The sequence below is a fragment of the Croceibacterium salegens genome, from assembly GCF_009827435.1.
Lineage (GTDB): Bacteria > Pseudomonadota > Alphaproteobacteria > Sphingomonadales > Sphingomonadaceae > Croceibacterium_B > Croceibacterium_B salegens.
Window position 1 is genome coordinate 118,057 of record NZ_WTYM01000021.1, and the last position, 25,985, is coordinate 144,041.

30 protein-coding genes and 1 other RNA gene are annotated in these 25,985 nt (G+C 65.2%); 7 read left to right on the plus strand and 24 right to left on the minus strand.

All coding sequences use genetic code 11. The annotated features are described in order from the left end of the window. Window positions 1–5: 5 nt before the first annotated feature. Window positions 6–881, minus strand: coding sequence for an ABC transporter ATP-binding protein (locus tag GRI89_RS00945; protein WP_159791389.1), 876 nt, complete (start codon window positions 879–881; stop codon window positions 6–8). Further along, complete coding sequence (locus tag GRI89_RS00950; RefSeq protein WP_159791390.1) at window positions 878–1,987, minus strand: ABC transporter permease; 1,110 nt, start codon at window positions 1,985–1,987, stop codon at window positions 878–880. The genes GRI89_RS00945 and GRI89_RS00950 overlap by 4 nt, the downstream gene beginning before the upstream one ends. 113 nt (window positions 1,988–2,100) lie before the next feature. Here GRI89_RS00950 and GRI89_RS00955 point away from each other — a divergent pair, with 113 nt between their 5' ends. After that, on the plus strand, window positions 2,101–4,791 hold the full coding sequence (locus GRI89_RS00955) for a valine--tRNA ligase (RefSeq protein ID WP_159791391.1): 2,691 nt from the start codon (window positions 2,101–2,103) through the stop codon (window positions 4,789–4,791). Window positions 4,792–4,986: 195 nt separating this feature from the next. Beyond that, a complete protein-coding gene (locus GRI89_RS00960) occupies window positions 4,987–5,721 on the plus strand; it encodes a 7-carboxy-7-deazaguanine synthase QueE (RefSeq protein WP_159791392.1) in 735 nt (244 codons plus the stop codon). A 1-nt stretch (window position 5,722) separates the two neighbouring features. Here GRI89_RS00960 and GRI89_RS00965 read toward each other — a convergent pair whose 3' ends face one another. Next, window positions 5,723–6,457 (minus strand): class I SAM-dependent methyltransferase, encoded by a 735-nt coding sequence (locus GRI89_RS00965; RefSeq protein ID WP_159791393.1) that lies wholly within the window; start codon window positions 6,455–6,457, stop codon window positions 5,723–5,725. Window positions 6,458–6,582: 125 nt separating this feature from the next. Between GRI89_RS00965 and GRI89_RS00970 the strand changes: the two genes are divergently transcribed. Further along, entirely contained in the window at window positions 6,583–8,058 is a 1,476-nt protein-coding gene (locus GRI89_RS00970; protein ID WP_159791394.1) for an MATE family efflux transporter, read from the plus strand. Here the strand turns inward: GRI89_RS00970 and GRI89_RS00975 are convergent. From GRI89_RS00975 to GRI89_RS18335, 12 genes are all read right to left on the minus strand, one after another. Then, window positions 8,055–8,462: a PilZ domain-containing protein gene (locus tag GRI89_RS00975; RefSeq protein ID WP_159791395.1), complete on the minus strand. Its 408-nt coding sequence runs from the start codon at window positions 8,460–8,462 to the stop codon at window positions 8,055–8,057. The genes GRI89_RS00970 and GRI89_RS00975 overlap by 4 nt on opposite strands. A gap of 70 nt (window positions 8,463–8,532) precedes the next feature. Further along, window positions 8,533–8,790 carry a hypothetical protein gene (locus tag GRI89_RS00980; protein ID WP_159791396.1) on the minus strand — a complete coding sequence of 86 codons (258 nt, stop codon included), beginning with the start codon at window positions 8,788–8,790 and terminating at the stop codon, window positions 8,533–8,535. Between the two features lie 68 nt (window positions 8,791–8,858). Next, window positions 8,859–9,266 (minus strand): hypothetical protein, encoded by a 408-nt coding sequence (locus tag GRI89_RS00985; protein WP_159791397.1) that lies wholly within the window; start codon window positions 9,264–9,266, stop codon window positions 8,859–8,861. A 65-nt stretch (window positions 9,267–9,331) separates the two neighbouring features. Further along, the gene (locus tag GRI89_RS00990; protein WP_235912627.1) at window positions 9,332–11,059 is read right to left on the minus strand and encodes an ATP-binding protein; all 1,728 of its coding nucleotides are present in this window, start codon (window positions 11,057–11,059) and stop codon (window positions 9,332–9,334) included. Between the two features lie 84 nt (window positions 11,060–11,143). Continuing rightward, a complete protein-coding gene (locus GRI89_RS00995) occupies window positions 11,144–11,899 on the minus strand; it encodes a TIGR02186 family protein (protein WP_328598015.1) in 756 nt (251 codons plus the stop codon). Next, window positions 11,896–12,810, minus strand: a complete 915-nt coding sequence (locus tag GRI89_RS01000) for a sulfite exporter TauE/SafE family protein (protein ID WP_159791398.1) — start codon at window positions 12,808–12,810, stop codon at window positions 11,896–11,898. The genes GRI89_RS00995 and GRI89_RS01000 overlap by 4 nt, the downstream gene beginning before the upstream one ends. Before the next feature lie 44 nt (window positions 12,811–12,854). Then, complete coding sequence (locus GRI89_RS01005; protein ID WP_159791399.1) at window positions 12,855–13,964, minus strand: hypothetical protein; 1,110 nt, start codon at window positions 13,962–13,964, stop codon at window positions 12,855–12,857. Then, window positions 13,961–14,173, minus strand: coding sequence for a hypothetical protein (locus GRI89_RS01010; RefSeq protein ID WP_159791400.1), 213 nt, complete (start codon window positions 14,171–14,173; stop codon window positions 13,961–13,963). Before GRI89_RS01010 ends, GRI89_RS01005 begins: the two co-directional genes overlap by 4 nt. 108 nt (window positions 14,174–14,281) lie before the next feature. Next, window positions 14,282–14,446: a hypothetical protein gene (locus GRI89_RS01015; RefSeq protein ID WP_159791401.1), complete on the minus strand. Its 165-nt coding sequence runs from the start codon at window positions 14,444–14,446 to the stop codon at window positions 14,282–14,284. A 123-nt stretch (window positions 14,447–14,569) separates the two neighbouring features. Further along, window positions 14,570–14,983: a glycosyltransferase gene (locus tag GRI89_RS01020; protein WP_159791402.1), complete on the minus strand. Its 414-nt coding sequence runs from the start codon at window positions 14,981–14,983 to the stop codon at window positions 14,570–14,572. Window positions 14,984–15,061: 78 nt separating this feature from the next. After that, complete coding sequence (locus tag GRI89_RS01025; RefSeq protein WP_159791403.1) at window positions 15,062–15,946, minus strand: hypothetical protein; 885 nt, start codon at window positions 15,944–15,946, stop codon at window positions 15,062–15,064. Between the two features lie 53 nt (window positions 15,947–15,999). Further along, the gene (locus GRI89_RS18335) at window positions 16,000–16,224 is read right to left on the minus strand and encodes a DUF6471 domain-containing protein (RefSeq protein ID WP_407924956.1); all 225 of its coding nucleotides are present in this window, start codon (window positions 16,222–16,224) and stop codon (window positions 16,000–16,002) included. 104 nt (window positions 16,225–16,328) lie between these two features. On the opposite strand from GRI89_RS18335, the gene GRI89_RS01030 reads away from it, so the two are divergent. Next, window positions 16,329–17,291: an IS1595 family transposase gene (locus tag GRI89_RS01030; RefSeq protein ID WP_159791404.1), complete on the plus strand. Its 963-nt coding sequence runs from the start codon at window positions 16,329–16,331 to the stop codon at window positions 17,289–17,291. On the opposite strand, the gene GRI89_RS01035 is transcribed toward GRI89_RS01030, so the two are convergent. The 4 genes from GRI89_RS01035 to GRI89_RS01050 all read right to left on the minus strand — a co-directional run bounded on the left by GRI89_RS01035 (window position 17,288) and on the right by GRI89_RS01050 (window position 18,910). Next, window positions 17,288–17,653 carry a type II toxin-antitoxin system death-on-curing family toxin gene (locus GRI89_RS01035; RefSeq protein ID WP_159791405.1) on the minus strand — a complete coding sequence of 122 codons (366 nt, stop codon included), beginning with the start codon at window positions 17,651–17,653 and terminating at the stop codon, window positions 17,288–17,290. The two genes, GRI89_RS01030 and GRI89_RS01035, sit on opposite strands and share 4 nt — an antisense overlap. Before the next feature lie 16 nt (window positions 17,654–17,669). Further along, window positions 17,670–17,807, minus strand: coding sequence for a hypothetical protein (locus GRI89_RS01040; protein WP_159791406.1), 138 nt, complete (start codon window positions 17,805–17,807; stop codon window positions 17,670–17,672). A 153-nt stretch (window positions 17,808–17,960) separates the two neighbouring features. After that, window positions 17,961–18,449, minus strand: coding sequence for a hypothetical protein (locus GRI89_RS01045; protein ID WP_159791407.1), 489 nt, complete (start codon window positions 18,447–18,449; stop codon window positions 17,961–17,963). A gap of 59 nt (window positions 18,450–18,508) precedes the next feature. After that, entirely contained in the window at window positions 18,509–18,910 is a 402-nt protein-coding gene (locus GRI89_RS01050; protein WP_159791408.1) for a glycosyltransferase family protein, read from the minus strand. A gap of 147 nt (window positions 18,911–19,057) precedes the next feature. On the opposite strand from GRI89_RS01050, the gene nhaA reads away from it, so the two are divergent. Further along, window positions 19,058–20,251, plus strand: coding sequence for a Na+/H+ antiporter NhaA (gene nhaA / locus GRI89_RS01055; protein ID WP_159791409.1), 1,194 nt, complete (start codon window positions 19,058–19,060; stop codon window positions 20,249–20,251). Here the strand turns inward: nhaA and nhaD are convergent. Together nhaD and GRI89_RS01065 are read right to left on the minus strand one after the other, a co-directional pair. Then, window positions 20,248–21,549, minus strand: coding sequence for a sodium:proton antiporter NhaD (nhaD, locus tag GRI89_RS01060; protein ID WP_159791410.1), 1,302 nt, complete (start codon window positions 21,547–21,549; stop codon window positions 20,248–20,250). The two genes, nhaA and nhaD, sit on opposite strands and share 4 nt — an antisense overlap. Window positions 21,550–21,624: 75 nt before the next feature. Then, complete coding sequence (locus GRI89_RS01065) at window positions 21,625–22,062, minus strand: VOC family protein (RefSeq protein WP_159791411.1); 438 nt, start codon at window positions 22,060–22,062, stop codon at window positions 21,625–21,627. A gap of 211 nt (window positions 22,063–22,273) precedes the next feature. On the opposite strand from GRI89_RS01065, the gene GRI89_RS01070 reads away from it, so the two are divergent. Beyond that, window positions 22,274–22,927: an SIMPL domain-containing protein gene (locus tag GRI89_RS01070; RefSeq protein ID WP_235912673.1), complete on the plus strand. Its 654-nt coding sequence runs from the start codon at window positions 22,274–22,276 to the stop codon at window positions 22,925–22,927. A 63-nt stretch (window positions 22,928–22,990) separates the two neighbouring features. Here GRI89_RS01070 and GRI89_RS01075 read toward each other — a convergent pair whose 3' ends face one another. Beyond that, the gene (locus GRI89_RS01075; protein WP_159791413.1) at window positions 22,991–23,737 is read right to left on the minus strand and encodes a TorF family putative porin; all 747 of its coding nucleotides are present in this window, start codon (window positions 23,735–23,737) and stop codon (window positions 22,991–22,993) included. Window positions 23,738–24,028: 291 nt separating this feature from the next. Here GRI89_RS01075 and GRI89_RS01080 point away from each other — a divergent pair, with 291 nt between their 5' ends. Then, on the plus strand, window positions 24,029–24,832 hold the full coding sequence (locus tag GRI89_RS01080) for a metallophosphoesterase (protein ID WP_159791414.1): 804 nt from the start codon (window positions 24,029–24,031) through the stop codon (window positions 24,830–24,832). Window positions 24,833–24,844: 12 nt separating this feature from the next. Here the strand turns inward: GRI89_RS01080 and rnpB are convergent. Both rnpB and GRI89_RS01090 read right to left on the minus strand, forming a co-directional pair. Further along, window positions 24,845–25,259: RNase P RNA component class A (gene rnpB, locus GRI89_RS01085), an RNA gene on the minus strand. Window positions 25,260–25,266: 7 nt separating this feature from the next. After that, window positions 25,267–25,977, minus strand: coding sequence for an N-acetylmuramoyl-L-alanine amidase (locus GRI89_RS01090; RefSeq protein ID WP_159791415.1), 711 nt, complete (start codon window positions 25,975–25,977; stop codon window positions 25,267–25,269). Window positions 25,978–25,985: the final 8 nt, after the last annotated feature.

Sequence of the window (25,985 nt, forward strand, 5' to 3'; positions counted from 1 at the left end):
CGACCCTAATCCCCTGTATTATCCTGCTTGTCCATGCTCCTGGCGCGCTCCCCGCTCTCCTGCGCGGCGCGGCCGCGCGGACCGTTGAAGTATTCCTGGATCCACGGGTGATCGCTTTCGAGCAGCTCGGGAATCGTTCCCACGGCGATGACCTTGTGGTCGGCGAGCACCGCTACGCGGTCGCAGATCGCGTAGAGCGTGTCGAGGTCGTGAGTGATGAGGAACACCGTCAGGCCCAGCGTATCGGCCAGCTCGCGGGTCAGCTCGTCGAAGCGCGCGGCGCCGATCGGGTCGAGCCCGGCGGTCGGCTCGTCGAGGAACAACAGCTCGGGATCGAGCGCCAGCGCGCGAGCGAGCCCGGCGCGCTTCTTCATCCCGCCCGACAGCTCGGAGGGAAATTTCGCCGTCGCATCCTCGGGCAGGCCCGAGAGCACGACCTTGTAGCGCGCTATCTCGTGCATCAGTTCGGGATCGAGCTCGGGGTAGAACTGCTTGAGCGGAACTTCGACGTTTTCGCCCACGGTCAACGTCGAGAACAGCGCCCCGCCCTGGAACAGCACGCCCCAGCGGTTGCGCACGCCCACCGCCTCGTCGGGGTCGCCGTGGGTGATCTCGATGCCGAAAACCTCGATGTCGCCCTCGTCAGGAATCTGCAGGCCGATGATCGAGCGCATCAGCACCGACTTGCCGGTGCCCGAACCCCCGACAACGCCGAGGATTTCGCCGCGCCGCACCTTGAGGTCGAGATTGTCGTGCACGACCTGCTCGCCGAAAGTGTTGCGCAGGCCGGTGATGACCACCGGGAATTCGCCGTCGAATTCGGGCACGATGTCATCGCGCGCTTCGGCGATGACGTGGGCTTCGATTTCGTCCTCGCTCATGCCCAGCCGACCTCGGTGAAAAACACCGCGAAGAACGCGTCGAGCACGATGACCATGAAGATCGCCTGCACCACCGAGCGGGTGGTCCTGAGGCCGACTTCCTCGGAATTGCCCGAGACCTGCATGCCCTGGTAACAGCCGGTGACCGCCACGATCAGGCCGAACACCGGCGCCTTGATGGTTCCGACCCAGACGTCGTAAAGCGGCACCACTTCCTTGATCCGCTCGAGAAAGGTGAGGAACGGGATGCCGAGCGTGAGGTCGGCGACGAAGGCGCCGCCGATGATCCCGAGCACGCTCGAATAGAAGCCGAGCAGCGGCATCATCACCACCAGCGCCAGCACCCGCGGCACCACCAGCGCCTCCATCGGCGATACGCCGATCGTGCGCATGGCGTCGATTTCCTCGGTCAGCTTCATCGTGCCGATCTGCGCCGCGAAGGCCGAGCCCGAACGGCCGGCGATCATGATCGAGGTCATCAGCACACCGAGTTCGCGCAGGGTCAGGCGGCCGGTCAGGTTGATGGTGTAGATCTCCGCCCCGAACTGCCGCAGCTGCGCCGCGCCCTGCTGGGCGACGACAATGCCGATGAGGAAACTCATCAGCCCGATGATCGGCAGCGCGGTGACGCCGGTCAGCTCGAGCTGGCGGACGAAGGCCTTCATGCGGAACTGCGACGGGTGGCGAATGAGGTAGCCGATCGAAGTAAACAGCGCGCCGACGAAGCCGAGCATGTGCCGCCCGCCGATGGCCATTTCGATCACCAGCTTGCCGACGTGCTCGGGCACGCGGAATCTCAGCAGAGGGCGCCGGGGCTCGATGTCGGCGCTGCTCTCGGCTCCCTCGACCGCCTCGATCAGGCGCCTCGCCTTCTCGCTCGCCCCGGTAATCTCGGCTCCGCTGGCGCGGGAAAAGCGCAACACGGTCCACGCGCCGACGGTGTCGATATGGTCGACCTGCGAGAGGTCGATCTGGTCGACGCTGCCTTCGTGAACACGCAGCTTCTCGTCGAGCACGGCGATGCTGGCAATGAGCAGCGGGCCATGGAGCAGCAGCCTTGTGCCGCCATCGCCCTCCTCGATGGTGTAGTCCGCCCACTCGCGCATATCGTGCTGCTATGCGGGCAAAAGCGGCAGGCGGCAAGCGGATGGCGGCGGCAATCGGGGGGCTACGCGCGCCTTGCACACCCTTTCCGCCGCTGGCAAAGGCGCACCCGCATATGACGACAGAGCTCGACAAGACTTTCGACCCCGCCGCGATCGAGGCGAAGTGGTATTCCCATTGGGAAGAGACCGGCCAGTTCCGGCCCGAGCGGCCGGACGCCGAGCCCTTCACGCTGGTCAACCCGCCGCCCAACGTCACGGGCAGCCTGCACATCGGCCACGCGCTCGACAACACGCTGCAGGACGTGGTCGTGCGCTACGAGCGGCTGCGCGGCAAGGACGCGCTGTGGGTGGTCGGTACCGACCACGCCGGCATTGCCACGCAGATGGTAGTCGAGCGCGAACTGGAGAAATCGCAGGACAAGCGCACCAACTACTCGCGCGAGGACTTCGTCGCCAAGGTCTGGGAATGGAAGGCCGAGAGCGGCGGCACGATCACCCGCCAGCTGCGCCGCCTCGGCTGCTCGATGGACTGGAGCCGCGAGCAGTTCACGATGGACCCGCACTTCACCCGCGCGGTGGTGAAGGTCTTCGTCGACCTCTACAACCAGGGCCTGATCTACCGCGACAAGCGGCTGGTGAACTGGGACGTCAAGCTGCGCACCGCGATCTCCGACCTCGAGGTCGAAACACACGAGGTCAAGGGCAGCTTCTGGCACTTCCGCTATCCGCTGGCCGACGGCGTCACCACCGCGGACGGCAAGGATTATCTCCACGTCGCCACCACCCGGCCCGAGACGATGCTGGCCGACATGGCGGTCGCCGTGCACCCGGCCGACGAGCGCTATGCCAGCGTCATCGGCAAGGAGATCGTCCTGCCGCTGACCGGCCGTCGCATCGCCGTCATCGCCGACGAGCACGCCGATCCCGAACTGGGCAGCGGTGTGGTGAAGATCACCCCGGGGCACGACTTCAACGACTTCGAGGTCGGCAAGCGCGCCGGCTTCGCGGCGGGCGAGATGCTCAACATGCTCGATGCCGACGGCAATGTCTGCCAGACCTCCGACGGCTTGGTGCCGGCGGAATTCCTCGGCCTGCACCGCTTCCGCCGGGATGGCGTGGACGGTGCACGCGAGCTGGTGGTGCAGCGGCTCAAGGAAGCCGGCTTTCTCATCCCGCACGTCGACAAGGACGGCGAGGAGCACGACGCCGAGCCGCGCGTGATCGCCACCCCCTTCGGCGACCGCGGCGGCGTGGTGATCGAACCCTGGCTGACCGACCAGTGGTACGTCGACGCCGAAACGCTCGCCAAGGGTCCGATCGAGGCGGTGAAGACCGGCAAGATCGAGATCGTCCCCAAGAGCTGGGAAAAGACCTTCTTCAACTGGATGGAGAACATCCAGCCGTGGTGCGTCAGCCGCCAGCTGTGGTGGGGGCACCGGATTCCCGCTTGGTACGACGAGGAAGGCAACGTCTACGTCGCCGAGAGCGAGGAAGAGGCCTACGCGCAGGCCTGCGGCCATACGCTGACGCGCGACGAGGACGTCCTCGACACCTGGTTCTCCTCCGCGCTGTGGCCCTTCGCCACGCTCGGCTGGCCGGAGCAGAGCGAGCTGCTCGAACGCCATTACCCCAACGACCTGCTGATCTCCGGCTTCGACATCCTGTTCTTCTGGGATGCGCGGATGATGATGATGGGGATGCACAACACCGGGCAGATCCCCTGGCCGCGACTCTACCTGCATGGCCTCGTGCGCGCGCCCGACGGGCAGAAGATGTCCAAGTCGAAAGGCAACGTGGTCGATCCGCTCGGCCTGATCGACAAATACGGCGCCGACGCGCTGCGCTTCTTCATGGCGGCGATGGAAAGCCAGGGCCGCGACATCAAGATGGACGAGAAGCGGGTCGAGGGATACCGCAACTTCGCGACAAAGCTCTGGAATGCCACGCGTTTCTGCCAGGCCAACGGCATCGGCGCCTCGCAGTCGGTCGCCGCGCCCGAGGCGACGCTGGCGGTCAACAAGTGGATCGTCGGCGAGGTCGTGGAAACCCTCGCCGAACTCGACAAGGCGATGACCGACCTGCGCTTCGACGCCGCCGCCAACGCCGTCTACCACTTCGCGTGGGATACCTTCTGCGACTGGTATCTCGAACTCATCAAGGGCGCGATCGACGCGGAGACCAAGGCCGTCGCCGGGTGGGCGCTCGACCAGATCCTCGTCATGCTGCACCCGTTCATGCCCTTCATCACCGAAGAGCTGTGGCACGCACAGGGTGAGCGGCCCTACGACCTGATCGTGGCGAAGTGGCCGGAGCCCGAAGCGGCGGTCGACGCCGTGGCCAAGGCCGAGATCGACTGGCTGGTCGACCTCACCCGCTCTATCCGCACCGCGAAGAACGAACTCGGCATCGCGCCCGGCGCGAGGCTCGCGGCATGGCTGTCCGAGCCGACCGCACTGGCCCGCGCGGTGATGGCCGGCAACGCCGCCGCGCTCGAACGCCTCGCCCGCTTCTCCGCGATCAACATCGGCACGGCGCCGGAAGGTGCGGCAATGCAAGTCGGCGCGGGCAGCGACACCTTCGTCATTCCGCTCGGTGGGATTATCGACATCGAGGCCGAGAAGGCCCGTCTCGCCAAGGCGCTCGAGGCCTCGCGGAAGGAAGCGAAGTCGCTCGAAGGTCGGCTGTCCAACGCCAACTTCGTCGAGCGGGCCAAGCCCGAGGCGGTCGAGAAGGCGCGCGCCGACCACGCCCACCACACCGCCGAGGCGCAGCGGCTCGAAGCGGCACTGACGCGGCTGGGATAATTCCTCCCCCGGCGGGGGAGGAAAAAACTTTCCTACAGGGTGATGTTTCTGACAAGCGGGGCCGATGACCGCGCTTTCGCCCCTGTCCAGCACCCCGCAAGGTGACACTTCTTGCCGCAAGGTGACGGTTTCGGAGTTTTGCCCCAGGACACTGTCAGATGTGTCAACTGCGTGTGAGCTTTTCGCGGTGCGGCGATGGGCCTGATCCTTGCCACCGACGATACCGGTGAGGCGGAAATCTTTGCCTCGCTGCAGGGCGAAGGCCCCTCGCAGGGCAAGCCTTGCGCCTTCATCCGGCTGAGCCGCTGCAACCTCGCCTGCGTGTGGTGCGACACGCCCTACACCTGGCATTTCGAGGGCGACAACCGGCCGCACCGGGGCGGCGAGACGTATGACCGCAAGGCCAACCAGGTCTCGCTGACGCCCGAAGAGGCCGCCGCGCGGATCGCCGCGCTCGGCCAGCCGCGCCTCGTCGTGACGGGGGGTGAGCCATTGTTGCAGGCCCCGGCGCTGGCGAAGCTGCTGGCGCTGCTCCCCGACGTGCGCGTCGAAATCGAGACCAACGGCACCGTCGCCCCGACGCCCGCGCTCGACGCGCTCGTCGCGCAGTACAACGTCAGCCCCAAGCTCGCCCATTCCGGCAACCCGGCCGACCTCGCCCTGCCGCCCGAGCGCCTCACAGCATGGGCCGCCGAGCCGCGCGCGGCTCTCAAGTTCGTCGTCGCCGCACCAGAAGATGTCGAAGAAGTACTGGCGCTCGCCGATCGCTTTGCCATCCAGCGCGAGCGGGTCTGGCTGATGGCGGAAGGCACCGATGCGGCCACGCTCGACGGGCGTGAGCGCTGGCTCGGGCCGCTGTGTATCGAACACGGCTTCGCGATGAGCGACCGCCAGCACATCCGCCTGTTCGGCGACACGCGTGGGACCTGAATCAGCGGTGCGCGATCACCGCGAAGTAGCCGAGCACGCCGCGGTAACCGTCGAGGTATTCGGCGCGGTGACGCCGCGCCGCCTCGCGCAACTGCGCGGCATCGTCGGGCGCGCTCGAGGCAATGCGTTCGGCATGGCTTTCCGCGCCCGCGCACCAGGCGGTTTCGTAGTCCTCCCATTCCTGCTGGCTGCTGAGCGCGATCGATTCGACCCGCAGCCCGGCAGTCTCGATCGCCGCGAAAACCTGCGAGAGGTAGGGGATATCGCTCTCGGTCGCGCCGAGTGCGGCCAGCGCCGCGGGCGAGGGCCTCTCCTGCCAGAACCCGTCGGAGAACAGCAGCGCGCCGCCCGGCGCGAGCCGTTCCGCCAGCAGCCCGAGCGCGGACTGCGCCCCGCCGAGCGCGTGGCACGCGCCGTTGCACAGGATCGCGTCCCACCGCTCCTCGGCGGCAAGGAACTCCGCCGCCGGGGCCTCGACCAGCCGGACCGCAGGGCCGAGCCGCCCCTCCGCACGGGCCAAGGCCGGGGCCGAGAGGTCGACCCCGCACAGCGTCAGCTCCCGCCCGGACAGGCGCGCCAGCCATTCGCCCTCGCCGCACCCGACATCGAGCACCCGCGCGCCCCCCGGCAGGCCCAGCGCATCGATCAGGGCGGCAACCGTCGCATCGGACAGCGGACAGGCGATGGGATGCCCGGCGTGGGCGATGAGCGAGATTTCCTGGCGGGTCAGCGTCATGGCCCGCAACTAGTCGGGCATGGCGCCCAAGTCGAACCCTTGCTGCAATTGACTTTGTCTAACAGGTTGCACATCCAAGCCCACGGGCACGCGCTGGACGAAAGCAAAGCGAAACAGGGGATTCTATGAGCGAACAGCCTGGCGCAGGGCCGGCCAAGGGACCGGGCATGCCGATGCGCGGTGACCTTACACAGGGGCCGGTGTTGCCCACTTTGCTGATGTTCGCGGTGCCCACACTGCTGTCGAACATTCTGCAGTCGCTGAACGGCACGATCAATTCGATCTGGGTCGGGCGGCTGATCGGCGAGGCTGCGCTGGCCGCCACGGCCAACGCCAACATCATCATGTTCCTCGTCTCCAGTCTCGCCTTCGGGTTCGGCATGGCCGGCACGGTCAAGATCGGCCAACGCTTCGGCGCGCGAAATATCGCCGGCGCACGGCGCACGTTCGGCAGCGCGGTGGGATTCTCCGCCGGGCTGATGGTGGCGATTGCCGCGATCGGCTGGATCACCGCCCCGGCATTGCTCGACCTGCTGGAAACGCCGGGCGAAGCCTATGGCCTCGCGCTTACCTACCTGCGTCTGCTGTTCATCTCGATGCCCTTCATGATGGTTTCGATCATCCTGACGATGGGCCTGCGCGGTACCGGCGATGCCCGCACGCCGCTGATCTTCATGCTCGTGACGGTCGCCATCGACGCAGTGCTCAACCCGATGCTGATCACTGGCTTCGGCCCGTTCCCCGAACTCGGCATCGCCGGATCGGCGGGATCGACAATCGTTGCGAGCATGATCTCGTTCGTCGGCATGGTGATCTACACGTACGCCAAGGACCTGCCGCTGCGCCTGCGCGGGTCCGAACTCGCCTACTTGCGGCCGCACCGCGACGAACTCGGCTTCATCATCGCCAAGGGCCTGCCGATGGGCGCGCAGATGCTGGTCATGAGCGCGGCGGGCATCATCATCGTCGGACTGGTCAATCGCGAAGGCCTGCTGACCACCGCCGCCTATGGCGCGGCGATGCAGCTGTTCACCTACATCCAGATGCCCGCGATGGCGATCGGCGGAGCGGTTTCGGCCATGGCGGCGCAGTTCATCGGCGCCAGGAAATGGCAGGGGCTGGAAGGAATCAATCGCGCCGGCGTGATGGTCAACCTGCTGATGACCGGGGTGCTGACCGCGGTCCTGCTGGTGTTCGACCGCCCGGCGCTGGTGCTGTTCCTCGGCCCGGACAGCCCGGCGGTCGATACCGCGCGGCACATCCAGTTGCTGGCGAGCTGGAACTTCGTGCTGTTCGCTCCGGCGATGGTCTATTCGGCGACGATGCGTGCCGGCGGCGCGGTGTGGGTGCCGCTGGTGGTGCTGGCCATCTCGCTCTACCCGGTGCGGCTCGGCTTCTATTTCCTCGCCTACGATTCACTGGGCGGTGACGCGATCTGGTGGTCGTTCCCGGTCGGCGCCCTTGCCGGCCTGGTGCTGAGCTGGGCGGCCTACCGCTTCCTGCCGTGGCGCGACAAGGCGATTGCCGAGAGCGAGGCCGAAGCGCTCGAACAGGCCCACGCCGACGGCCAGCCGGCAGGCCGGATGATGCCCGAACTCTAGGCGCGCGGGGACGCGGGTACGGGAACTCCGTTGCCGGTCGCCATGCGCTTGACCAGCGCTGCATTGAGACCAGCCGGTTCGTGACTGCCGGCCAAGCAGGGCCGCGCGCCGTCAGGCAGGTGGTAACCGAGGTGTTCGAGGGAGTTCGTCTGCAACGGCTGCATGAAGCGCAGGCCGGCATGGCCACGGTGGCGCCAGACGATCTCGGCGTCGATCACTTGCAGGCCTCTTATCCTAAGGCGCATCATCGATCCTTCGGGCAGTCCGCCCTCGGGACAGGCCATCATGCAGCCCGAAGTAGAGATGTTGTGCAACCGCGCCGACCACGCCTGTCCGGACATCCGGCAATCGGCTTCAAGGTCGGTCGGAAAGCGGTAAGCCCGCCTCTGTTCTATTGTCGACACGTCAGCTCCCCCTGATGGCTGGATTAGGGGGAAAAACCCAAGCAGTGGTAAACCGCGCAGTGGTGCGAAATTAACCTTCCCCGGCCTCGCCGAAGTCCTCCTGTGGCACTGGCGTCCCGGCTTCCCCTGCCTGCCCGGTGCAGCCGTCCAGCAGGGCCTTCAGGTCCTGTCCCCACTTGCGCAGCGCCTGCGCGTTGGGGGCGAGGATCTGCAAGTCGTGCTTGGCGTCACCGTTGAATCTCTGCGCCACTGTGGGCGGCTCGGCGGGGATCTGCGCCTGATCGACGCAGACCGCAGGTTCCGGCGGAGGCAATGCCGGGAGCGCCACTTGAGCGGGCTCCTTCGGCGCGGTCGTGCACCCGGCCAACAGCAACCCTAGGATCGCCGCACTGCGAATCACAGTCCCTCCGCGTTTCGGATGGACCTGGGTGTCACGCAATTCGTTTCGCGGATCAACCGCTGGCGCAGGTCTTCCGCTTCGGCTTCGAGTTCCTCGGCCCGCTGCGCCTGCTCGACGATACGCTTGTCGAGATCGTCCTTGCGGACGTCGGTCGCCAGTTCGCGATTCGCGGCGCGGAATTCGACCGTGTTCAGCTGTAGCTTGGTCAGCGCGTGGGCCTGCTTTTCGTGCAGCAACTCGTCGCTGAGGTCGGAGCGCTCGCGGGCCTGGACCCGAACCTGCCACGACAGCACGGCGACAACCGCGAGCAACACGATGATCAGGCCTTCTCGCCAGCCCATCCGACGCAGCAGTGGGGCAATTTTACCACTGGGATTCATGGCAAGGTCCTCGTCAGCCAGCACGCGCAATTACCAGCGCAGCGGCGGTCGTGGCAACGGCAACTGCCGCAGCCACGCAACCGGAGGACTTACTTGCCTTGCGAACGCCAGCGCTGCACGGTGCGATAGACCGCTTCTTCCTCGCCGCCGGAACCGCGCCACAACTCGGTGAAGCTGGGGTCTTCGGACGCCGGGCGCTTGACCTCTTCGAGGTTGTCGAAGGCAACGCGGATCGGGATCGCCACACCTTCACCGCAGATGATGCACTCGCGGTTACGCAGCGCCGGGATGGAATCGAGGAAGCCGCGCGCGCCTTCGGGCATGGCGGCCTTCACGAAGGCCTGGTCGCGGTCGTTGTTGAGACGCATCGAGATGATGGTGCCGCACTGCGACAGCACGCCTTCGGCCAGGTCGGACGGGCGCTGCGTGATCAGGCCCAGCGAAATGCCATATTTACGGCCTTCCTTGGCGATACGGCTGAGGATGCGCCCGACGCTGGAGCCGTCGGCGTTCTTCTCGCTGGGCACGTAGCGGTGGGCTTCTTCGCAGACCAGCAGGATCGGCCGGGTCTTTTCCTCGCGGCCCCAGATGGCAAAGTCGAAGACCATGCGGCTGAGCACCGCGACCACCGTGCTGGTGATGTCCGATGGCACGCCCGACACGTCGATGATCGAGATCGGCTTGCCGCCGCCGGGCATGCGGAAGATCTTGCCGATGAATTCGGCCATGGTGTCGCCGACCAGCATCCCCGAGAACATGAACTGGTAGCGCGGATCGGCCTTGAGCTCGTCGACTTTGGACTTGATGCGCATGAACGGGGCGCTCGAAGTCGCCTTGTCGAGCTTGCCCATCTCGTCGGTGATGATCGTCGTCAGGTCGCTGAGCAGGTAGGGGATCGGCGAATCGACGGTGATCTTGCCGATCTGTTCGGCCATCCGGTTCTTGCCGCGCGCCTTGAGCAAACACTTGGCCAGAATGTCGGTGTCTTCCTGCCGGTCGTTGCCGGTCGAGGTAAGAAACACTTCGCAATGCTCCTCGAAGTTCATCAGCCAATACGGCATCTGCAGGTTGCTAACGTCGAAGATCGTGCCCGTCGTCTTGAACGCGGCGGAATATTCGCCGTGCGGGTCGATCATGACGATGTGGCCGTTGGGCGCGGATTCGCAGATCCGGTGCAGAATCAGCGCGGCGCTGGTCGACTTGCCGGTACCGGTCGAGCCGAGCAGCGCGAAGTGCTTGCCGAGCATGGCGTCGACGTAGATGCCGGCGCGGATGTCGGAAGTCGGATATACGGTGCCGACCTGAATCGCGTTGCGGCCGTCGGACGCGTAGATCTGCTTGAGGTCGGCGGTCGTCGCCGGATAGACCAGCGCCCCGGGGATCGGGTAGCGGGTGACACCGCGGCGGAAGCCGTGGATGCGGCCGGTGAGCTTTTCCTCGTCGCCCTCGCCCATGAAGTCGATGTTGGCGAGAATGCCTTCCGCGCGGCGGTCCTGCTTTTGGTTGCGAACGCTGGCGAGCAGCCAGCCGTCGTTGGTCTTGATCTTGATCTGGCTGCCGACCTGTCCGGCGAGCGAAATCGACGGGTCGCTGTCGCTCGAACACTCGGTGAGGCGCTGCAGGTCGAGGGCGATCATCGATCCCGAACCGGCAATCTCGAGCACAACTCCAATCGGCTTGCCGGCATTGTCCGCCGAGGCAACTCGCTTCGCGTCGGCTGCCGGCGCAGGTGCCGGGCGCGGCGCGGCCTGCGCTGTGCCCTGCGGCGCGGCTTGACCGTTTCCGCCCTCGAATTGGTGGCTCGTCATCTCGTTCATGTGTGTTGCCCGTCTCTGGTTTTTCCGCCTGCGGGCATAGCCATAGGCGGTTAAGATCAGGTCAACCGCCGAGCGGGGGTAGTCCTAGACCAGCGACGAGAGGCGTCCGGCGAGCCAGCCCATGAAGACCGAAAGGGCGACCGCAAGTATGCCGTAGGCGAAGCCCCAGTTGTCGGCGAAACCGGCCACGGCGCGCTCGAAGCCGACCTTTTTCACCTCGACGTCGGAAATCGCCGAAGCGACCACCCGACCGCGGTTGATGGCGAAGGTTTCGGCGGTGTAGCGCCCGGTCTGGACGTTGGAGGGCAGCGCGATGCGCGCCTGGTAGAGCACCTGCTCGCTGATCGCGACGCCCTTGGGGTCCTCTTCGTAGAGGCCCTGGCGCCTGCGCAGGTCGACCAGCCCGGCGGTGAAGCGCTGCTGTTCCGCCGGGTCGATGGAGCCCGAGGGGGAAAGCTGCAGGTAGTCGAGCCCGAGCTCGTAGATCGCCGCGGTGCGGGCATCGACGATCTCGTCGATCGGGTGCGAACTGGCGACGGCGAAGAAGGAGGGGGCGGAGCGGAAATCGGTGCTGTCGGCGTTGACCCAGATGCCGAGGATCTGCTGCTTCTCGCGCAGGACGATCGGCTGGGTCGGCCCCTTGAGGACTACCACGATGTCGTAGTCGCGCCCGGCGCGGCGGCCGTCGGGCTCGAGGATGGCGCCGTAGAGCAGCAGCTCGGTGCCGGTGAAGCCCTGCCGCACCTCGATGTCGTGCTGGCTGACCTCGGGCACGAGGATCGGGTCGCGCTGGGCGGTGAGCGCGAAGAAGGCAATGAGCGCCAGCGCGGCGCGCTTCACAGCGGCACCACCGAATAGACTTCGTCGGGCTTGTAGAGCAGGCCGAGGACCATCCGCGCCGCAATGACGAGGACGATCGCGGCGAGGACCAGGCGCAGAATCTCCGGCTTAAGGGTGAAGGCGATGCGGGTGCCGATCTGCGCCCCGGTGACCGATCCGATCAACAGCGTCCCGGCCAGCACGATATCGACCGCGTGGGTGGTCAAGGAATGCACCATGGTCGTCGCCATGGTCACGAACAGGGTGTTGAACAGGCTCGTGCCCACGACCACCCCGGCGCTCATGCCGAGGATGTAGAGCATGGCGGGAACGAGGATGAAGCCGCCGCCGACGCCCATCAGCATGGTCAGCACCCCCACGCCCATGCCGATCAGCAGCGGGGCGAGCGGCGAGATATACAAACCAGAGCGGTAGAACCGCCAGCGCAGCGGCAGGCTGGCGACGAGCGGGTGGTGCCGCCGCTTGGCCGCGCGGCGCGTGGTGCCGGTCTTCTTCACCCGCAGCGCCTGGATCGATTCCTTCGCCATCAGCCAGCCGATCGTGCCGAGCAGGACGACGTAGAGCAGGTTGATGACGGTATCGATCTGCCCGATCGCGGTCAGCAGGTTGAACAGCCCGGCGCCGATCAGCGAGCCGATCACGCCGCCCACGACCATCACCGCGCCCATCTGGTAGTCGACGCCGCCGCGCTTGTGATGCGCCAGAACGCCCGAAACGCTCGCCCCGGTGACCTGCGTGGCGGCGGAGGCTGCGGCGACGGTCGGCGGCACGCCGTAGAAGATCAGCAGCGGCGTCGTAAGGAACCCGCCGCCGACACCGAAAATGCCCGACAGCAGCCCGGTCAGCACGCCCAGCAGGACGATCACCAGCCCGTTCACGGCGAGGTTCGCGATGGGGAGGTAGACGTCCATGTCCCAGCCCTATCGCAGTGCGGCAAAGCTTGGAAGCGGAGCCCTCAGAAACCGGCAGAAAAGGTCAGCGCCGGACCGCTCGACGGGGCGGCGTCGCCGGCCACGCGGATGCGGTAGTCGACCGCGAGCCGCGAACGCACATCGCCGACCTTGAGGCTCACCGCGGCGCTCGGCCCGAGATCGAGCCGCGCCGCGCCTTCCTGCGCCCCGCCCCATGCGCCGACCCCGGCGCGCAGGTCCTCGCCCTCCGTCCCGAGCCGCGCCACGCGGCCATCGACCCTCGCCTGCCCGTCGACGAAGACGGTGGCGAAGTCGCCGCCGACCCACCCGGCCTGGGCGTAGCCCTCGGCGCGCAAGCCGTGCGGCAGGTCCTGCGCGGGCAGTTCGGTCACCGCGAAGGCCGCCGGACGAACCTCGCGCCCCGCGGCGGTATCGGTCACCCGCGCCTCGGCAGCGAAGCGCAGCGGCACGGCGGCAATCGGGCGGGCCGAGACCCCGGCGGCAAACTCGACCTGCCGCGGGCCTTCGACGGTGCGCGTGACGCGGGCATAGGCCTCGGGCCGCATTCCGGCCGCCGCGAGGCGATAGCGCAAGACCGCCCCGGCCTGGCTGCGGCCATAGCTCGCGGCCCCCGGCGCGACCGCGGTTCCCGAACCGTCGCGCCACAGCAGCCAGCCGTCGGCCGACCAGCGCGATGTCGCTACCCGCGCCGGAACCGACCCGAGCAGGGGCCGGTCGGCGCTAGGCGCAGCAGCGAGCGCGGCCCCGCTCGAAGCGTAGAACACGTTGGCCGAGGTCGGCAGCGTCAGCCGCGCGAACGCCGCCGCAAGCAGCACGTTGTGGCCCGACGCGGTGCGCACCCGGACCGGCGCAAAGTCCGCGTTCGAAGACCCGCGGCCCGGCGCAGGCTCTGCACCCGCAAACCCCAGCAGCGTTGGTGGGGCAAGGCCGGGTCCTGCCACTGCGGTCGTCGCGGCCATGGCCACGACACCCTCGCCGATCACTCCCGCCGCGGTTTCGGCGAACAGGCGCTGCGGCACGTTCACAACCACGGGAAACGGCGATTCCCACAGCATGACCCGGCCGATGGGCCACGAGCCGAGGATCGCGGCGAAGACCAGCAGCGGCTGGCCGCGCGTCGCCGGGCCGCTCAAGCCGCCTTCCCCGGGACGAGCAGCGAGTCAGGGTGGGCATGGTGGAAGGTCTTGTCCCAGCGCAGCTCGGCGCCGAGCAGCGTCTTCACATAGGCGAACAGCGCGCGCCGCCCGGCGAGGATGGCGATCACGTTGGCGTGCGGCAGCCGCAGCAGCGCCACCACCCCCTCGCGCGCACCGTATTCGCGGGCTGTGAAGGCGAAGCGCATTACCGAACGCCAGGCGAAGCTGGCGAGGCTGGCCCAGAGCAGGACCAGCAGCGTCGCGTCGGGCTGCCACGGTATCCCGAACCCGAGCTTGCCCGCCAGCCATGTGGCCTAGGAGAGCAGCAACACGACGTAGGCGCAGAACAGCACCAGCGCGGTGAGCGGCCCGCGCCGGTTGCGCAGCCGCATCCACGTCTCGACCGCGCCGCCCGACCAGCCGAGCCGGTCCCAGCTCTGCAGGGCGATGCCGTGAATCCAGCGCACCTTCTGCCGCACCGACAGCTCCAGCCGCGCCGGGAAGCAGGCCCGCGTCGCCACCAGCCGCCCGTCCTCGCCGCGCGCGCGCAGGAACAGCGAACGCCCGCCCGCCGCCTCGATACGCAGGCCGAGCTCGTAATCCTAGGTCAGCGATTCGACCGAGAACGGCGTCCCGCCCGGCATCGAGCGGGCGATGCGGCCGAGCACGTCGCGCGAAAAGGCGCAGCCGACGCCCGCCGCGGGCAGCGATGCGCCGAGCGCCTGCCGCACCACCAGCGCCTTGCCGTGCGATTCGGCGAATTCCTCGCAGTAATGGCTGCCGACGAAGCGCGAGGCCTGCTGCGGTTCGGGCAACACGGGGATCTGCACGAAGTCGGCGACATTCATCGCCGCGTCGAGCAGCGGCAGCGCCGCCGGATCGACCACGTCCTCGGCATCCTGCAGCACGACGAGGCGGAAGCGGAAGCCGCCCCGCTTTTCGTCGGTCTCGATCGCCTCATAGAGCCGGTTGAGGCAGTCTGCCTTGGTGGTCGGCCCGTCACGGTCGTGCGGCATTATGTAGCAAACGCACCAATGCGTAGGTTTTTGCCTGCGCTTGTTGTGGCGAGTGTCATCGTTTGTGGGACAATCCCCTCAATCGCCGAAGGTCGAGACAGTTATTTGCTCGATCACAAGATCGTCGGCCGACAGGTCATAGGGGGCGCCCTTCTCGAAAGTCGCATCGGTTCGCCAATGCTCGCCGAGTTGAGCGACATAATAGGCCTTGTCCGTCCTGAGCCAGCGGTCCTCGGTCACAGAACTTTTGTAGAAGGCCGAAACCACAAACAGGGGAACGGCATATTCTCGCCCCGGTGGTTTTCGCCACTTTATGGAATCTATAGCCTGGAGGCTCCAATAGGGCATGTGGAGGCTGTCGTAAGGCAGCACCAAGCTTCGAGTGGGATTCTCCCTCGGCCGAAACTCGTCCCAAATCCCATGATGGATGTTGGGCTGCGTTCCATCGGACCACGTCAATTTGAAATAGAGCTGGAAATCCGTCGCGGGAAGCTGGCCGAAGTTCTTGCAATAGACATCAAGCTCCACGCGGATGGCCTTATCTACCAACTTGAGAAGCCGCGGCTTAACGTCGATGCCAATCCATGGGCGCTGGGATTGCTCCGTGATCTCATTTTGCCGCAACATCGCCTTGGTAGCGTCGCCCGTGTCCACCAAGGCTTCGCGAGTGGCAATCAGGGTGCCACGAACATACCAAAGGGCCCAAAGGGTCAGGCCCGCAGTGATCGCGCTTATTACGAACATGGCAAAGGCCCAGAGCGACATATCCCGCTGGGCATTCAAATCCTGTTGGGCGCGATAAGCATCGCGGGCGGCGCGGCTTTGTTCAACAAAGCATTCCGCGAGCAGAGTGCCGCTTCTACCGGGGCAGATAGCCCGCTGGTCCCTCTCGGCTTCTTGCTGATATGCGGCGGCGCTTTGGCTGTTACGCTCGCCATAGCGGCCCCATGAAAAGGCCAGCACGCCTATCACAAAGCAAGAAAGTATGATCGCGGCAAGAACGCCTAGGCCTTGGTCTAGAGGCGTATCTCGTTCGCTCCGATTGCCGTAAGACATTGTATCAGAAAGACCGCCGTGAATTTGCCCCGGCTGATCTTGTTCCTGATATTAGGCTCAGAGTCCATGACGCCTATGCCCGTAAGCTTCCCGACCAAATCGGCATAGGTCACGTTTCGCCGCTTTAGCTCGGCTTTCAGGAGGCCCTTAACCCGGCTCTCCCACTCTTTGTCCTGCACTACCATTGCAACGCTCCGTGATGTGAAATGTCATCATACGCGATGCTTTTATCCTTGACAAGAGTGCGTAATATCATCATAACAAGTGCATAAGCACTGGAAACGATGACATGGCGCAACACTTTCTCCTCTCCGCAAAGGCTCGCACCGTCTCCCTCAAGACGGTTTTCCGTATGGGTGAGGACGAAGCTTACGGTCTGTTCTGCGAAATGCGCTGGCCGGATACCGATGGCGAGCCTGTTTGCCCGCGTTGCGGCTGCGTTGAAGCCTATGGCATCTCCACCCGCCGCAAGTTCAAGTGCGTTGCCTGCCACCACCAGTTCAGCGTCACCAGCGGCACGATCTTTGCCTCGCGCAAGCTGTCTTTCACTGATCTGCTCGCCGCCATTGCGATCTTCGTGAATGGCGCGAAGGGCATCGCCGCGCTGCAACTGTCGCGCGATCTGGACGTGCAATACAAGACTGCCTTCGTACTCACGCACAAGCTGCGCGAAGCGATGGCGCGCGAGGATATGGCGCAGCAGCTTGAGGGCGAAGTCGAATTGGATGGCGCGTATTTCGGCGGCTATGTGAAGCCCGCCAACAACAAGGACAATCGCCGCGACCGTCGCCTTCGCATCAACCAGTCAGGCAAGCGCCAAGTCGTTGTCGTGGGCCGTGAGCGTAACGGCGAAAGCATCACTGTCGTTGCCCGCAACGAAGCGAAGGGCGGGCAGATCATCGCCGCTCGCATCCACCATATGTCCACGGTCCACGCGGACGAGGCTTCGCACTGGGATGTTCTCCATGCCCGTTTCGACACGCACCGCATCAACCACCAGCTTTCGTACTCGGACGGCTATGCCTGCACCAATCAGGCGGAAAGCTTCTTCTCGCGGCTGCGCCGGATGGAAGTCGGAACGCACCACCATATCGCGGGACCGTATCTCGCCAGCTATGCGGCGGAAGCTTCATGGCGCGAGGATAACCGCCGGATGGATAACGGCTCGCAGGCAATGACGCTCACCGCCGCCGCGATGGAAGCGCCTGTCAGCCGGTCATGGAAGGGTTATTGGCAGCGGGCAGCAGCTTAGGCGTCAATGAGGTGTTCCTCGAATGCCTCTATGATATCCGCCTCTTCGAGATGGCCCGCCGCAAACTCCAAAATTAGTGGCCCCAGATCTCTATCGGGTATGCTGATGTCGTACCCATTGTTGATAAGCAGGGCGCGTGCGGCGACGAGCGCCGTGCGCTTGTTGCCATCGATGAACGGATGATTCTGCACGATTCCGGACAATATCGAGACGGCCAGTACGACGATGTTTTCTTCTTCGCCGTAATTCCACAAATTGTACGGACGCGCACAAGCGCTCTCAAGCTCATTGGGCTTGAGCACCCCGTGTTCATCTCCGGTATCAGCAACAATATCGACGTTTACGTCGACTAAGCTCCCCACCGTAAGCCAGTTTGGTTCACTCAGCGAGCAGCGCCATCGTTTTAGGGAAGCGCTTCATGGTGTCGCGATAAACATCCTTGATGTCCACCCGTTCAGCACGCGGCTTCGCGATTGGAGCGCGTCGCTCGTGCGTCTTTTCGACGTACTTCAGCATTGTCTGTGCTCCCTTCATATTGGCGATATATGTGGTTTTCTACGTTGTGGTCAACGCATTCAGTCATGCGATGTTTCTGCTGCTGTGATGTTTCCACGTTCGCGGTGAAGATATCGCTAACTGATTAGTGGTGTAGCGATGGTGTACGCGCACTTAATGTGGGGTACACTCACTCCCGTTCCGCCAACCTCCCTCAAGCTGTGCGTCGGGCCGCGTAATCTTCCACGCCAGCAACGCGCCCTTCCCAGCCTTCCGGTTCGCCACGACGCCCTTGCGCTGCAATCGCTTCAAGGCATGGCCGACGCGCTTGCGGGTTAACACGCGCAACTCACGGTCGCTGTCATTCATGCGCCGCTGCACCATGACCTTCACCGCCAGTTCGTCGGTTGTCTGCCAGCGCTGCGTTCCTCGCAGCATTTCCAAGAGCGAGCGCTGAAACTCGCCGCGAAAGGCAGCGTTCGGCGGTGGCAGTGCTTTGACGGGCAAGTCCTGAAAATCAATCTCAGGGTCAAACAGGCGGATGGCGCAATCGAGATGGTCCAGATCGGCAACGAGCCGTGCCGCTTCCTCGTGGATGGCCTGTATACGCCCGGCTATCTCCGCGCGCTTCTTGATTAGGCCGTTGAGAACCGGGCTTGTCATCGTGCGCGATACATAGGGCATAACGCACGGTGGCATCTATCCCCGTGTTGGTGCGTTTGCTACATAATGCCGCGGTCGTGGATCACCAGCCGCACCCGCCGGTCGCCGCGCGCGCCGTCCATCACCGCCAGCACCGTGCGACGGTCGTTGCGATAGCAGCCGACGTAGATGCGCAGGCCGTCCTGCGGCCAGGCGGCGAGCGCGTGGCGGATCGTCGCCGCGATGATGCCGTCCTCGCGCCACGCCGGGATCAGCATCGCCGCCCTTCCGGCGAGCGCGCGCCCCTCGTGCTCGTCACGTTCGATCGGCACGGTTCGCACCCGTCCGGTCAGGCGCAACCAGGCCCAGGCCAGGTCCACCGCCAGTTCGTCGATTGCCCCAATTACGAAAAATGCCGCTGCAAAAAACAGCAACTCGCGCTCGGCAAGCACGAGCCAATGCAGCGGAGTCCAAGACTCCAACATAAGGTGCGACCCCCAATGTGCCCCTAGGGGAAGCTACCTAATTTGCCGGGAAAGGCAAACTCTTCCGTAACTTCGCAACTTTCGTGACAGCCAGTATCCGGTTTTGCTTGAACCCGCAGCCTGCATGCGAAAGGCTGGCGCATCATGACCGAGACCAGCATCCTGGCCCAGGCCACCCGCCCGTTCCGCGCCCTGTTCGAAAGCGATGCCAAGGAAGGCTTGCTGCTGATCGTGGTGGCCGTCGCCGCAATGATCGCCGCCAACACGGCGCTGGCCGGGCCCTATCACGACCTGTTCCACAGCACGTTCACGTGGGGGCCGATCCCCAAGCTGAACACGCTGCACCTGTGGATCAACGATGCGGTGATGGCGGTGTTCTTCTTCGTCGTCGGGCTGGAGGTGAAGCGCGAGCTGATGGCGGGCGACCTGTCGGACCCGCAGACGCTGCGCCTGCCGGTCATGGCCGCCTTCGCGGGAATGGCGCTTCCTGCCTTGATCTACATCCTCGTGGTCGGCGAGGACCCGGTGCTCGACCGCGGCTGGGCCATTCCGGCGGCGACCGACATCGCCTTCGCCATGGGGGTCATCGGCCTGCTCGGCAAGCGCGTGCCGCAATCGGCGCGGCTGTTCCTGCTGACGGTGGCCATCGTCGACGACATCGGTGCGGTGCTGATCATCGCCTTCTTCTTCACCGCCAAGATCAAGCTGCTCTGGCTGTTCGCCTCGATCGCCGCCTTCGCGGGGCTGGTTCTGCTCAACTGGCTGCACGTGGGCAAGCGCCGGGCCTACATTGCGCTGGCAATCGTGCTGTGGTTCTGCGTGCTTCATTCGGGCGTCCACGCCACCATCGCCGGGGTGCTCGCCGCCTTCACCATCCCGATGAAGAAGGACGACGGGGAGCCGCTGCTGCTTAACCTCGAACACGCCCTCGTCGGTTGGAACGCCTACCTAGTGGTGCCGCTGTTCGGGTTCGCCAACGCCGGGGTCGACCTTCGCGGTCTCGGGATCGGCGCGCTGTTCGCCCCGCTGCCGCTGGCCATCGCCGCGGGGCTGGTGATCGGCAAGCAGGCCGGGGTCTTCGGCGCGGTCGTGCTGGCGGAAAACCTCGGCATCGCGCGGCGACCAGAGGGGACCACGTGGATGCAGGTCTGGGGCCTGTCGGCGCTGTGCGGAATCGGCTTCACCATGAGCCTGTTCATCGGCACGATGGCCTTCACCGGATACGACGCGCTCTACGAGCAGGCGAAGCTCGGCGTGCTGACCGGCACCTTCACCTCGCTGGTGCTTGGCTATGTGATCCTGTTGCTGGCGCCGCAAGGAAAGACCGAAGCGGACTAAACCAAGGCGGCGTGGCCGATAACTTCCTGCTGCAGGATGTAGACCGCGGCCCCGGCAAGGTAGCCGACCAGCGCGAGCAGGCTGAAGCGCTTGAGGTACCAGATGAAGTCGATCCGCTCGAGGCCCATGGCGGCCACGCCCGCCGCCGAACCGATAATCAGGATCGAGCCGCCCGTCCCGGCGCAGTAGGCGAGGAATTCCCACAGGAAGCTGTCGGTCGGGTGGACGTCCATCGAGTACATTCCCATCGCGCCGGCGACCATCGGCACGTTGTCGACCACGGCGCTGACGAAGCCGATGGCGATGACGATCAGGTCAAGCCGCCCGAACACCTGGTCGAGCCAGTCGGCCAGCCAATGGAGCACGCCTGAATGTTCGAGCGTGGCGACGGCGAGCAGGATGCCGATGAAGAAGGTGATCGCGCTCATGTCGATCCGCGCCAGCGCGTGGGCGATGGTGACGTGCTTGCGCTCGCCATAGGGCTTTTCCATGTGCACGCGGTCGGCCAGCGCCCAGAGGATGCCGAGGCCGAACAACATGCCGAGAAACGGCGGCAGGTGGGTCACCGTCTTGAACACCGGGACCGAGACCAGCGCGAGCAGGCCGGCGGTGAAGATCAGGTTGCGTTCGAACGGCGGGATCTCGCGCGTGCCTTCTTCCGCTGGCGACTTTTCGGGGGCGAGGATGGGCTTGCCGCGCAGGCCGTAGGCGACGATCGCGAGGGGGACCGCCATGTTGACCAGCGAAGGCAGGATCAGCTTGCCGATTATCGCGGTGGTCGTCACCTGCCCGCCGATCCACAGCATCGTCGTCGTCACGTCGCCCATCGGCGACCAGGCGCCGCCGGCGTTGGCGGCGATCACAATCATGCCGGCAAAGAGCAGGCGATCGGAGCGATCGGCGAGCAGGCGCTTGCACAGCGAGATCATCACGATCGTCGTCGTCAGGTTGTCGAGGATCGCGCTGAGGAAGAAGGTCACCACGCAGATAAACATCATCAGCGTGGCCAGCGTGCTGGCGCGCAACCGGCTGGTGATGACCGCAAAACCGTCGTGCGCGTCGATCACTTCGACGATGGTCATGGCCCCGAGCAGGAAGAAGGCGATCTGCGCGGTTTCGACAAGCGAGGTGTTGAGCTCCTCGTCGACGATCTCGGGCAAGCCGGTCGCCATGGCGTAGATCGTCCACAGCAGCCCGGCGCCGATCAGCGCCGCGGCGGACTTGTTGACCTTGAGCGGTTCTTCCAGCGCGATGGCGGTGTAGGCGAGGACGAAGACGGTAACGAGCAGGGCAGTCATGCCCACCCCTGTGGCAAATTCGCGGAGCCGATGCGAGGGAAACCGGGCGCTGGGCCCGGATAAGACCTTATCGGATCACCAGCTTCCGGTGTTTTCCATGCTCGCCCAGGGTTCCTGAGGTTCGAGGTGGCCGTCCTGCAGCAGTTCGACCGAGATGCCGTCGGGCGAGCGGACGAAGGCCATGTGGCCGTCGCGCGGGGGCCGGTTGATGGTCACCCCGGCGTCGGCCAGCCGCTGGCAGGTCTCGTAGATGTTCTCCACGCGGTAGGCGAGGTGGCCGAAGTTGCGGCCGCCGCCGTATTCCTCGGGCGCGCTGCCGTCCTCGGGCGGCCAGTTGTAGGTCAGCTCGACCTCGGCGACGTCCTTCTGCCCGGGCGCGGCCATGAAGATCAGCGTGAAGCGGCCCTTCACGCTCTCCATCCGCCGGACCTCCTCGAGGCCGAGGAGCTTGAAGAAGCTCACGGTGGCGTCGGGGTCGGCGACGCGGATCATGGAATGGAGGTATTTCACCATGGCGAGGGTCCTTCGTTCAAAATCGGTTCATCGACAAAATTGCACAACTCGTCGCACAGTTCGTCCGATTGCCGGATGTACTTCATCAGGGAGACTAGCGATGCCCACCCCCTCAGATCAAGCGCCAGAAACCTCCACCAACCGCCTCGGCTTCCTGCGAAACGGCGCGACCCAGCGCTGGCTCGGCACCGCCGCGATCCTCTCCGTCGGCATGATCGCCGGCGGCTACCTGCTCGGCGACGGCCTGCTCCGCGCCAAGGAGGCGGACCGCTCGGTCACCGTCCGCGGCCTGGCCGAGCGCGACGTCACCGCCGACCTCGCGACCTGGACGCTGAGCTATTCCTCGACCAGCACCGACCTCGGCCAGGCGCAGGCCAAGTTGCAGGCCGACACGCGGGCCATCGCTGCGTTCTTCAACGGACTGGGCTTTCCCGCCGACGCCGTGCAGCCCACCGGCGCCAACGTCTCGAGCTATACCGGCGACAACGGCGTGACGCGCTACACCGTGCGCCAGCGCATGACCCTGCGCAGCAACGACATCGATCGCGCGCAGAAGGCCGTGGCGAAGCAATTCGACCTGATCGACCGCGGAGTCCTCCTCGAGGAAGGTTCGGCGATTTCGTATACCTTCACCAAGCTCAACGACATCAAGCCGGAGATGGTGGCAGAGGCTACCAAGGATGCGCGCGCGTCGGCCGAACAGTTCGCCCAGGACAGCGGCGCCTCAGTCGGTTCGATCAAGGATGCGACGCAGGGCTATTTCACGATTGAATCGCGCGACGGGGAAAGCGGCGGCTGGGGCGCCGCGGACACGCCTTACAAGAAGGTCCGGGTGGTCACCACGGTCGACTTCTCGCTCGGTTAGGCCGACGAAAAAGGACCCGCCCCGCGTGAGCGGGACGGGTCCAATCGTTCGCCGGTAATGCGATCAGAATTCGACCGAAAGCGTACCCACGATGGCGTCGTCGGTGAAGCCGTTGATCGAAGGACCTTCGACGCCGACATACGACACACCGACCGACAGCGCACCGAGCACGGTCGCGCTGGCACCGATCGACCAGTCGAGACCGGAGTCGTCGAGCGTGCCCGCCAGGAACGGCGGCGCGAGAACGCCGTCGGTGTAGCCGAGGTGCGCCGAGAGGCTGATCGGGGTTTCGGGAATCGCCACACCGAAGTCGGTGTAGATGTAGAGGTTGTCGTCGCTGCCCAGCGAATCCTGGCTCCAGGCGTAGGCGACACCGACGGTCGCATCGACCGGGCCGAGCGTCGTGCTGAGCGAGGCATAGGGCTCGAAGTAGTCGAGATCGAGACCGCCGACACCACCCGGATAGTAGTAATACAGCAGGCCGACATCGATCGCGAGACCTTCGGTCACATCGCCGCTCCAGCCACCGTAGATGTCGATTTCGGTCGAGCCATAAAGACCACCCTCGATCGAGGAGCCCCAGGTGCCGATGTAGAAGCCGCTATCGTGAGCGACATCGATACCGCCCTGGATGGCAGCATCGCCGCCCGAGAGCGACACACCGCGGAAACGGTAATCGGTGACGACCGCAGCGTTGCCCGAAACCGAGAAGCCGCTGGTGTCTTCTTCCTGCGCCATGGCAGGGGTGGCAACAAGTGCCGCGCCGGCGAGCGCGGTAGCGGCGAAAAGGCCGCGGATGGACGTAAGCATTGGCAATTTCCTCAATTGCTGATGTGAAACTATGCTTCGTCCCTACCTGCGAATTCGCACGGCCTGCCTCGTTTGGATGGACATGGCTTCATGCGAATGCAGCAATAAACTGCACAGCGGTGCTGCATCGCACAAGAGAAAGTTGCGCGCGTCGCTATTGGTTATAGCAATGTGTGTCCAATCGGCATCACATTAACGCCACGGCAAGTTGCTCGGGCACATGCGGTAGCCAAAAGAGTTCCACTGTTGCACTGCAATGCGAAAGACCTACATCCCCGACGCCAAGCCGATATGTTGAAAGCAATTCGCCATCTTTTCGCCCGCGATGAAGAACGACCCGCGGCAGGTGTGCCCGCGGGTCAGCGGGTCTATGCCGTAGGAGACCTGCACGGGCGGCTCGACCTGTTCGATGCGCTGATCGATGCGATCGAAGCAGACGATGCCGCAGCAGGGCCGGCGGATACGACTGTCGTCCTTCTCGGCGACCTCGTCGATCGCGGGCCCGACAGTGCCGGGGTCGTCGCAAGGGCGCGCGACTGGCAGCGTCAGCGCAAGGTCCGCATCCTGACCGGCAATCACGAGGAAATGTTCCTCAAGAGCTTCAGCGACCGCGACATGCTGCGGCACTTCCTGCGCTATGGCGGACGCGAGACGGTGCTCAGCTACGGCATCGATCGCCACGTCTACAACGCCGCCGAGATCGAGGACGTGCAGTCGATGATGAACGCCTGCGTGCCGCAGGAAGACCGCGATTTCATCGATGGCTTTGAGGACATGATCGCGATCGGCGACTATCTGTTCGTCCATGCCGGGATCCTTCCCGAGACACCCTTCGAGGAACAGGAACGCAAGTACCTGCGCTGGATTCGCGAACCGTTCCTGTCGCACGCCGCGCCGCACGGTGCGGTCGTAGTCCACGGCCACACGATCTTCGATGAGCCCGACGACCGTGGCAACCGCATCGGCATTGATACCGGCGCCTATTGCAACGGTCGCCTGACCGCGCTCGTCCTTGAAGGCAAGGATCGTCGCTATCTCGAAGCGATCGAACTCGACGGGGCGATTACCGCCACGCCGCGCGACCTCGCCGCCTGATCCGTCGGGAAAAGTGCCAGGGGACCTGTAAGCCGGGTTCTGTCCCACGGGCGGTATCTCGAAAGACCCACGCCGCAGGGGCAGCCATTCATCTCGGCCGCATGTTGCCATGCGGCTCCAGCAACCAACCCGGGCCTCTCGGGACGAAACACCCCTGCTTTTGACAGCACGAGACCCCTATTCGGTCTTGCTCCAGGTGGGGTTTGCCTTGCGACGTCCGTTACCGGCCGCCCGGTGCGCTGTTACCGCACCCTTTCACCCTTGCCTGTGCCCTTCAGGGGCCATCGGCGGTATACTCTCTGTGGCACTTTCCCTCGGCTCGCGTCCGAAGATACTCACCGGGCGGGCGTTACCCGCCACCTTCGTTTCGCGGAGCCCGGACTTTCCTCGGCGTAGCAAGCTACGACGCGGCTGCCCGGTCCCCTGGCACGCGGCTACCTAGTGCGTCCCTGGTCGCGATCCAAGAGCAATTGGAACAGGATCGCGCGAATCTGTCCGTCGACCTGCCCATCGATCTTGTGCGGTCTCCAGCGCCGCTGGAACGCTTCGACCGCCTTGTGCCCATCGGAAATGTCATATCCGAAGCGCTCGAGCGCGAGATAGAAGGCGCCGTCATTGTCGAACGGATCGCCCAGTTCGAGCTTCTCCGGACGCGGCAGGGCAAGCCGGTATTCCGCCAGCCGCTCCCATGGAAAGAGCTCGCCCGGATCGAGCTTGCGCGTCGGGGCAATGTCGGAATGGCCGACGACATTGGCGCGCGGGATGTCGTGGTACTTCACGATTCGGTGAAGCAGTGGGACCAGCGCCTCGATCTGCGCCTCGGGAAACGGGCGATAGCCGTTGGTATGGCCGGGGTTCTGCAATTCGATCCCGATCGAACGGCTGTTCACGTTGGAATGCCCGCGCCAGTAGCTCACGCCTGCGTGCCAGGCGCGCTTGTCCTCTGCCACCAGCCGGACGACCTCCCCCACTTCGGTGATCAGGTAGTGTGCACTGACTTCGGCCTCGGGATCGCACATGCGCTCGATCGCCGCTTCGGGCGTGAGCATGTCGGTATAATGCAGCACGACCATCGAGACCGGCTCGTCGCCGCGCTCGTTCCAGTTGGGCGAGGGAACTTCGCGGTGGACCAGTTCTTCAGCCATGTCCGCTC